This window comes from uncultured Gemella sp. (genome assembly GCF_963537375.1).
In the GTDB taxonomy this organism is placed as follows: Bacteria; Bacillota; Bacilli; order Staphylococcales; family Gemellaceae; genus Gemella.
In genome coordinates this window covers 19,257-27,130 of record NZ_CAUTDQ010000026.1, presented here as the reverse complement: position 1 = coordinate 27,130, position 7,874 = coordinate 19,257, and the positions used below count along the sequence as shown (strand labels likewise).

The following is a 7,874-nucleotide window of genomic DNA, read 5'->3' as shown; positions in this document are numbered from 1 at the left end:
AGCAGTCATTATAACTACTACGCTATTCTAAGTCTAACTTTTTGGGGTCAGATCAGAACTAGTCTTAAAAATTAGGAGTTCACTCAAATATGCTTATGCTCGTGGTTTATTGGTAAATGATTTTGGTAGTTTATTAAAAGTTAGAGGAAAAGAACTTCCTAAAAGAAATATTTCACTTTCTATAAAAGAAATGGCTAAACTAAGAAAATATTGCTTAGAACATAAACATATTGAATTTAATGTACTTGTTTTGCTAGCACTTGAAACTGGTGCTAGACGTGGAGAACTATTGGGATTGAAATGTGAAGATATCTATGAGTTTGGAATAAAAATCAGACGTTCTATAAGTCCTACTAGCAAAGATACATCACTTAAAAATAAATTTTCGAAACGTGATATATCAATAAATAAAGATATATATGATGCATTAGTTGAACTATCTAAATCAAAAAAAGATTATGTTTTTTGCAGAAACAATTTTATGCAATCAAAATATTTACAAGAATTACTAAAAAAATTAGAGATTACTAAAACTACATTTCACGGACTTAGAGATAGTCATGCATCTTTCTTATTTTCAAAAAATATAAGTTTGGATTATATTTCAAGAAGACTGGGTCATAATTCGATATTGACTACTCAAGAATATTATTTATCTTTAATGCCAGAAAAAAAGCATCAGCAAGATGCCGATGCTTTAAATCTCTTAGACGAGCTATCAAAACTATGATACTCCTAATAATTTACACCAATTCACACCAAAAAATGGCTGTGAAGCTTGGTATAATAAGGTTTTCATTAACGTTTTGAGAATTGAGGAGCACGTCTCGCACCACGAAGACCGTATTTTTTACGTTCTTTCATACGAGGGTCACGAGTTAGTAATCCTGCTGGTTTTAAGTCTTTACGGTATTCTGGGTTTACTTCTAGTAAAGCACGTGCAATTCCGTGACGGATTGCTTGAGCTTGTCCTGTGTATCCTCCACCGTTAACGTTAACTAAAACGTCATAGTTACCTGTAGTAGATGTAACTTCTAAAGGTTGCATTAAGTCTAATACTAATGATTCTAATGGTAAGTATTCACGCATTTCTCTGTTGTTGATAACAACTTTCCCTGTTCCAGGTACTAATCTTACACGTGCTACTGAGCTTTTACGGCGTCCTGTACCGCGATATTCTACTTGTGCCATTTAATTATTTCCTCCTATATTATCCACGTAATTCGTATTTTTCTGGTTTTTGTGCTGCGTGTGGGTGTTCAGCTCCACGGTAAACGTGAAGTTTCATTCCTTGAGCTCTACCTAAAGTATTTTTTGGTAACATACCTTTGATAGATAGTTCTAAAAGTTCTTCTGGATATTTTTCTACCATTAATCCAGCAGTTCTTTCTTTTAACCCACCTGGGTGCATTGTGTGACGACGGTAAATTTTATCAGTTAATTTTTTACCAGTTAACACAATTTTCTCAGCGTTGATAATGATTACATTATCCCCAGTATCGATGTGTGGTGTATAAGTAGGTTTGTGTTTCCCTCTTAAAATTGAAGCTACCTCTGATGATAAGCGACCTAAAGTTTGTCCTTCAGCATCGATTACATACCATTTTTTTTCTACAGTTGATGGCTTTGCCATATATGTTTGACGCATGTCTTTTTTCCTCCTAGATGTTGTTTTTAATCTGTCATAACGACTAAGTTTTCCGGGGCTTACTCGTGAAGATATATAAACAATATCATAAGTAATAATACCTTATTTACTGTTAAATGTCAAGATATTTTCTTTACTTTTATTTATATTTCTTCTCTTATTTTTTCCAGCTGGAAAATCAAAATTAAGGACTAATTTAAAATTAGATATTCTCAATTTATTTCGCCCTTAATTTATGTAAATTTAAAACTTTTTATTTGATTGTTTCTAATGCAGCTTTTACTCTAGATGCTACTCTTTCTTTACCTAATAACTCTAAGCTTGTGTTTAATTCTGGACCATGCATTGATCCTGTTGAAGCTATACGAATTGGCATGAATAAGTTTTTACCTTTTACTCCAGTATCTTTTTGAATAGCTTTGATTAAAGCTTTGATGTTATCAGCAGTAAATTCTTCTACTTCTTCAACTTTTGTTAAGAAATCTTCGAATACTGTTGCTGTTGTTTCTTGTTTTAGAATTTCTAATTCTTCTTCATCAAATTTAACTTCTTCTACGAAGAATTGTTTTGTTAATTCTACGATTTCAGCACCATAACTCATTTGTGGTTGATATAAAGAAATTAATTTTTCAAACCAAGCTTTATTAGCTTCTACTTCTTCAGCAGTTGCAACACCTTCTTTTACGAAGAATGGTAATGATAAGTCTACGATTCTTTCTAAAGGTTGTGCTTTGATGTATTGGTTATTGATCCAAGTTAGTTTGTTATTATCGAAAAACGCTGGTGATTTACTTAAACGTTTTTCATCGAAAATTTTAACAAATTCTTCTTTAGTGAAAATTTCTTGTTCACCTTCTGGAGACCATCCTAATAATGTAATGAAGTTGAATAATGCTTCTGGAAGGTATCCTAATTCATCATATTGTTCGATGAATTGAATGATTGTTTCATCACGTTTAGATAATTTTTTCTTGTTTTCATTTACGATTAGAGTCATGTGACCAAATCTTGGTGGTTCAAATCCTAATGCTTCATATACAACAAGTTGTTTTGGTGTATTTGATACGTGGTCATCTCCACGAAGAACGTGAGAAATTTGCATTAAGTGGTCATCGATTGCTACCGCAAAGTTATATGTAGCTACACCATCATTTTTAATGATTACGAAATCACCAAAGTCATGCCCTTCAAATGATAATTCACCTTTAACCATATCATCAAATTTATAAGTTCTGTCTTGTGGAACACGAATACGGATAGATGGTTTTCTACCTTCTTTTTCAAATGCTTCTTGTTCTTCTTTAGTAAGATGAGCATGTTTTCCACTATAACGTGGTGGTAATCCATTAGCAATTTGCTCTTCTCTTTCCGCTTCTAATTCTTCAGCAGTCATGTAACATTTATATGCTTTATCTTCAGCAATAAGTTGATCTGCATATTTTTGATAGATATCGATTCTTTCTGATTGACGGTAAGGACCGAACTCTTTTTCTTTTCCAATACCTTCATCATAGTCTAGACCTAGCCAATCCATATATTTAAGTTGGCTTCTTTCACCTTCTTCTTTATTACGTTTGAAGTCAGTATCCTCAATTCTTAGTACGAAGTCTCCACCGTAATGTTTTGCAAAAAGGTAATTAAATAATGCTGTTCTTGCATTTCCGATATGTAAATTTCCTGTTGGAGATGGTGCATATCTTACTCTTACTTTTGTCATAGTTATCTCCTTTTATCACTATTAATTATATTTATAATACTAAATTATTATATCACAAACTATATTCATATTTCAATGAAAGTTCAACAATTCACTAATAAAAGCCTTATCAATTGTTATATTTACGTTTCAATCACAAAAATTAATTAAATTTCTTATGCTCAGAAATTCATGAGAAACTAAACTTAATTCCAATTAAATAATACTCCTTCGTTTTTATATTGTTATTATTTAATAAAATTTAATAAATAAAACTAAGCAGTCTTTCAAAACTACTTAGTTTTTCTTTTTTTATTTAAAGGGCTGATCTAAAAGTCCTAAATTTTAAAAAAGTGTATATGGGAACCCACAGACACAGTGATTTATTGATATCTAAATTCGCTCTATAAAAGCTTTTTAGATATCTAATAAACTGTGCGGGGATGACTCGACAAAATAAATTTCTTTGAGATCACGATTATTGAGTCATTCCCTCTTTAACTTCTACTGGACGTTTAAGATTTTTCACTATTAAATCAACCATTCTTTCGGCGCCGTTCGGTTTTAAATGCACCTTATCTGGTTCAAATAATGTAGTATTACCATTTGCTACCGAATACCAATCGATTATCGTTATATTAGAGTATTTTTCTTTAGCTTTTGTTAACTCTGAATTTACGGTTTTTTCCCAAGCTCTTGGTACTTTAACATTAACGAAGTAAATATCAGCTTTATCAAAAATTTTCACTAATTCATCAAGTTGGCTTTCAGTGAATGGTCCATTAGTTCCTAGTTGGAATATTATCGCTGAATTCTCGTTGTTATATTGAGCGTAATTTTTAGCTTCATCTACGGCCATATATAATTGTCGACCGATTTTACCATCGATAACAGCTCCTGGATATAACTCTTTAAATTTCTCTCCGATATCAACAGTCAGAGAATCTCCCATTACAACTACTGAACTATATTTCTTATCTGAATTATTTTTATCATCTTTATTTTCTTTGTTATCTTTATTCTCGTCAGTTGATTTATTTTGATTATTATCACTATTATTATTTTGATTATTTACAAATTGAGTTTCTTTATTGTTTTCCATTTCTTTTACAAATGCTGTTGAAAGGAATGGAACACCTTTGCCAAATATTCCCATCACAAATAGTAATGATACTACACCTATAATACTAGCGTATACTTTTCTTGATTTTTTAGGACGTTTTACTATTTTTTTATAAATCAAGTTAACGTAGTTTATAAATCCTAGTTTTCGAATTGGTGTCTCAACAAATACGTAACTTATAATAGCTACAGCAAACGTAAGGATAATTCGTAATATTACATATAAAATATTAGGATTACCAATTTCTGACACTGGTGTAGTTAACACTAATATTGGAAAATGCCATAGATATAAACTATAAGAAATTTTTCCAATAAATACTATTGGTTTAAATGATAATAGTTTTGACATTATAGTATGTTGTTTCCCACTACTTATTATAATTACTAACCCTAAAATAGCTACAAGTAGGAATCCTCCTCGATATAGCCAAGTATTATACTCTGAAGTATAAATCATGATTGTTATTAAGATAGCTATTGAAACAAACGACACTAAACTATAACGTATATTTTCTTTAGGCGTTACTCTCGTATTAAGTTTATCCATAGGATATAAAATCGCACCTACCACACCTACAAGTAATGAAAATGCTCTTGTATCAGTTCCAAAATATATTCTACTTATATTATTTATATCGAATAATAAAATATGCGTTATTAAAGATATAAGTACTAATCCTATAACAACATATAAAAAGTTTTTATTTAATTTATATGTTCCATCTTTAGCTTTCTTTTTCCCATTAAATATTAAAAATAATAACGGGAAAACCATATAAAATTGTTCTTCAATTGCTAATGACCATAAATGTTTAAATGGACTTTGAGATCCAAAACTATCAAAGTAATCTAATTTATGGAATATATACCACCAGTTACTTGAATATATATAACCAAATATTGCATCAAGATGACTTTTACGTAGTAGTACATCATTGAATAGCACCATAACTATTAATCCTACAGTTATCATAAAATACACTGCTGGCAATAGACGTCTAGCCCTTCTTAAATAAAAATTATATAAATTTAGAGAACCTGTCTTTTTATATTCTTTAATAATCAATGAACTAATTAAATAACCTGATAAAACAAAGAATAAATCAACACCTAAGAAACCACCTGGTAGGTAATTTACATCGACGTGATAAATAATAACGGCTAGTACCGCCAATGCCCTCAAGCTATCTATACTTGGAAGGTATTTTGATTTATTATTACTCATTTCTACCTCCTCTAATCTTTAAACATCGCTAGTGCAACACGACCTCGTTCTTTGTCTACGTCAATAACATAAACATCAACAATTTGTCCTACACTCAACACGTCTAATGGGTTTTTAATATAATTTTTACTAATTTTTGAAATATGAACCATAGCATCTTGCTTAAGACCGATATCTATAAAAGCTCCAAACTGTGTAATATTTCTAACAGTTCCTGCTAATTTCACACCAATTTGTAGGTCATCTATTGTCAGAATATCTGATTTTAACAATGGTTTAGCAAATGATTCACGTTCATCACGTAATGGCTGTTTTAAATCTTTAATTATATCTTCTAGTGTCTCTAATCCTACACCGATTTTTCCAGCCAGTTCTTTCTTGTCTACAGCTTCCACAGTAGTTGCAAACTCTTCAGTTCCAACTTCTTTAGTAGATAATTTCAATTCTTTTAATAAGTTTTCTGCAGCTCTATAACTCTCAGGGTGGATACCTGTAGCATCGAAGATATTTTTACTGTCTGGTATTCTAAAGAATCCTACACATTGCTCATATGTTTTCTTACCTAATCTTGGTACTTTAGCAATTTCTTTAATAGTTTCTATTTTCCCATTTTCTTGGCGATAAGCCACAATATTCTTAGCTATTTGCTTATTAACACCTGAAACATATGATAATAAAGGTACTGAGGCTGTATTAACATTTACCCCTACTTTATTTACCGCTGTTTCTACTACGAAAGTAAGCTCTTTTTCTAAAAACTTAGGTGTTATATCGTGTTGATATTGTCCAACACCAATAGACTTAGGATCAATTTTTACAAGTTCACTAAGAGGATCTTGAATACGGCGCGCAATAGATACTGCACTTCTTTCTTCTACATTAAAATCAGGGAATTCTTCACGAGCTACTTCACTAGCAGAGTAAACACTCGCCCCCGCTTCATTTACTATAACATAATCTATTTTTAATCCCGCTTCTTTTAAATTTTCTACAACAAATTTTTCAGTTTCACGAGATGCTGTCCCATTACCAATAGCAATCAGATTGATATTATGTTTATTAATAAATTTAATTAGATTTTTTTTAGATTTCTCTTGTTTGTCTTGTGATGCTGGTTTATGTGGATAGATAACCATCTTATCTATAAAATTACCATATTCATCAACAATCGCCATCTTACAACCAGTTCTGAACGCTGGGTCTATTCCTAGTACTTTTTTATTTTTTAGTGGACTTTGCATTAAAAGCTGTTTTAAGTTTTCTGAGAAAATAACTACAGAATCTTCTTCTGCTTTTTTTGTTAAGTCACTTCGAATTTCTCTTTCAATAGACGGATAAATTAAACGTTTCATACTATCCGCAATACATTCTAATAGTAATTCATTTATTGCTGTTTGGCGATTTTTTGTTACCCCTCTAAGAATATAATTATGTAATCTATCTTTATCGTTTTCTATACTTACACGAATTATTCCTTCTTTTTCTGCTCTATTTAAAGCAAGAATTCTATGAGAAGCAATTTTCGAAATTTGTTCACCGAATTCGTAGTAGTTTTTGTATGTAGAATTTTCGTCTTTCTCTTCTCCACCTTTTTTCAGCACTGAAGTGATTTGACCAAACTTTCTAGTGTTTTCTAATACATACTCACGATATTTTGCACTATCAGAAATATTTTCAGCAATAATATCTAGTGCATAACTAATAGCTTCTTCAATACTATTTACTTCTTTTTCTGCATTTATATATTTAGTTGCTTCTTTATTTAAATCATCAATTGATTTTGGTAATTTTAATATGTAGTTAGCTAAATTTTCTAATCCTTTTTCTTTAGCTATAGTTGCTTTCGTACGTTTTTTCTCTTTAAACGGACGATACAAATCTTCTACCCTTTGTAGTTTTTCTTGAGCTAAAATATCTTTTTTCAACTCATCAGTAAGTAGACCTTTCTCTGAAATTAATCTAATTACTTCTTCTTTTCTTTCTTCAAGAGATTTTAAATAATTAAATTCATCTTGAATTTGTTTTATTGCAACTTCATCTAATGAATTTGTTAATTCTTTTCTATACCTAGCGATAAAAGCAATTGTATTTCCTTCTTCTAACAGATTCAATACATTTACTATATATTTATCTTGTATTTTTAGCTTAGTTGCTAAATTTTTTGTAATTTTCTCGTACAT

At 30.5% G+C, this 7,874-nt stretch carries 6 protein-coding genes; 1 reads left to right on the top strand and 5 read right to left on the bottom strand.

The window, feature by feature from the left end; translation table 11 throughout:
• Positions 1 to 109: 109 nt before the first annotated feature.
• Positions 110 to 730 carry a site-specific integrase gene (locus RYK99_RS06270; RefSeq protein WP_314991048.1) on the top strand — a complete coding sequence of 207 codons (621 nt, stop codon included), beginning with the start codon at positions 110 to 112 and terminating at the stop codon, positions 728 to 730.
• Between the two features lie 68 nt (positions 731 to 798).
• On the opposite strand, the gene rpsI is transcribed toward RYK99_RS06270, so the two are convergent.
• The 5 genes from rpsI to RYK99_RS06245 all read right to left on the bottom strand — a co-directional run bounded on the left by rpsI (position 799) and on the right by RYK99_RS06245 (position 7,874).
• Complete coding sequence (gene rpsI / locus RYK99_RS06265) at positions 799 to 1,191, bottom strand: 30S ribosomal protein S9 (protein ID WP_003145894.1); 393 nt, start codon at positions 1,189 to 1,191, stop codon at positions 799 to 801.
• A 19-nt stretch (positions 1,192 to 1,210) separates the two neighbouring features.
• A complete protein-coding gene (gene rplM / locus RYK99_RS06260) occupies positions 1,211 to 1,648 on the bottom strand; it encodes a 50S ribosomal protein L13 (RefSeq protein WP_003144827.1) in 438 nt (145 codons plus the stop codon).
• Positions 1,649 to 1,901: 253 nt separating this feature from the next.
• Positions 1,902 to 3,365 carry a glutamate--tRNA ligase gene (gltX, locus tag RYK99_RS06255; RefSeq protein ID WP_314991046.1) on the bottom strand — a complete coding sequence of 488 codons (1,464 nt, stop codon included), beginning with the start codon at positions 3,363 to 3,365 and terminating at the stop codon, positions 1,902 to 1,904.
• A 457-nt stretch (positions 3,366 to 3,822) separates the two neighbouring features.
• Positions 3,823 to 5,694, bottom strand: a complete 1,872-nt coding sequence (locus tag RYK99_RS06250; protein WP_314991044.1) for an acyltransferase family protein — start codon at positions 5,692 to 5,694, stop codon at positions 3,823 to 3,825.
• 11 nt (positions 5,695 to 5,705) lie between these two features.
• Entirely contained in the window at positions 5,706 to 7,874 is a 2,169-nt protein-coding gene (locus RYK99_RS06245) for a Tex family protein (RefSeq protein ID WP_314991042.1), read from the bottom strand.

Bases quoted from the DNA above. Each gene is read 5' to 3' on its own strand.
- rplM (WP_003144827.1), bottom strand. From the start codon at position 1,648: ATGCGTCAAACATATATGGCAAAGCCATCAACTGTAGAAAAAAAATGG.
- RYK99_RS06250 (WP_314991044.1), bottom strand. From the start codon at position 5,694: ATGAGTAATAATAAATCAAAATACCTTCCAAGTATAGATAGCTTGAGG.
- gltX (WP_314991046.1), bottom strand. From the start codon at position 3,365: ATGACAAAAGTAAGAGTAAGATATGCACCATCTCCAACAGGAAATTTA.
- RYK99_RS06245 (WP_314991042.1), bottom strand. From the start codon at position 7,874: ATGTACGAGAAAATTACAAAAAATTTAGCAACTAAGCTAAAAATACAA.
- rpsI (WP_003145894.1), bottom strand. From the start codon at position 1,191: ATGGCACAAGTAGAATATCGCGGTACAGGACGCCGTAAAAGCTCAGTA.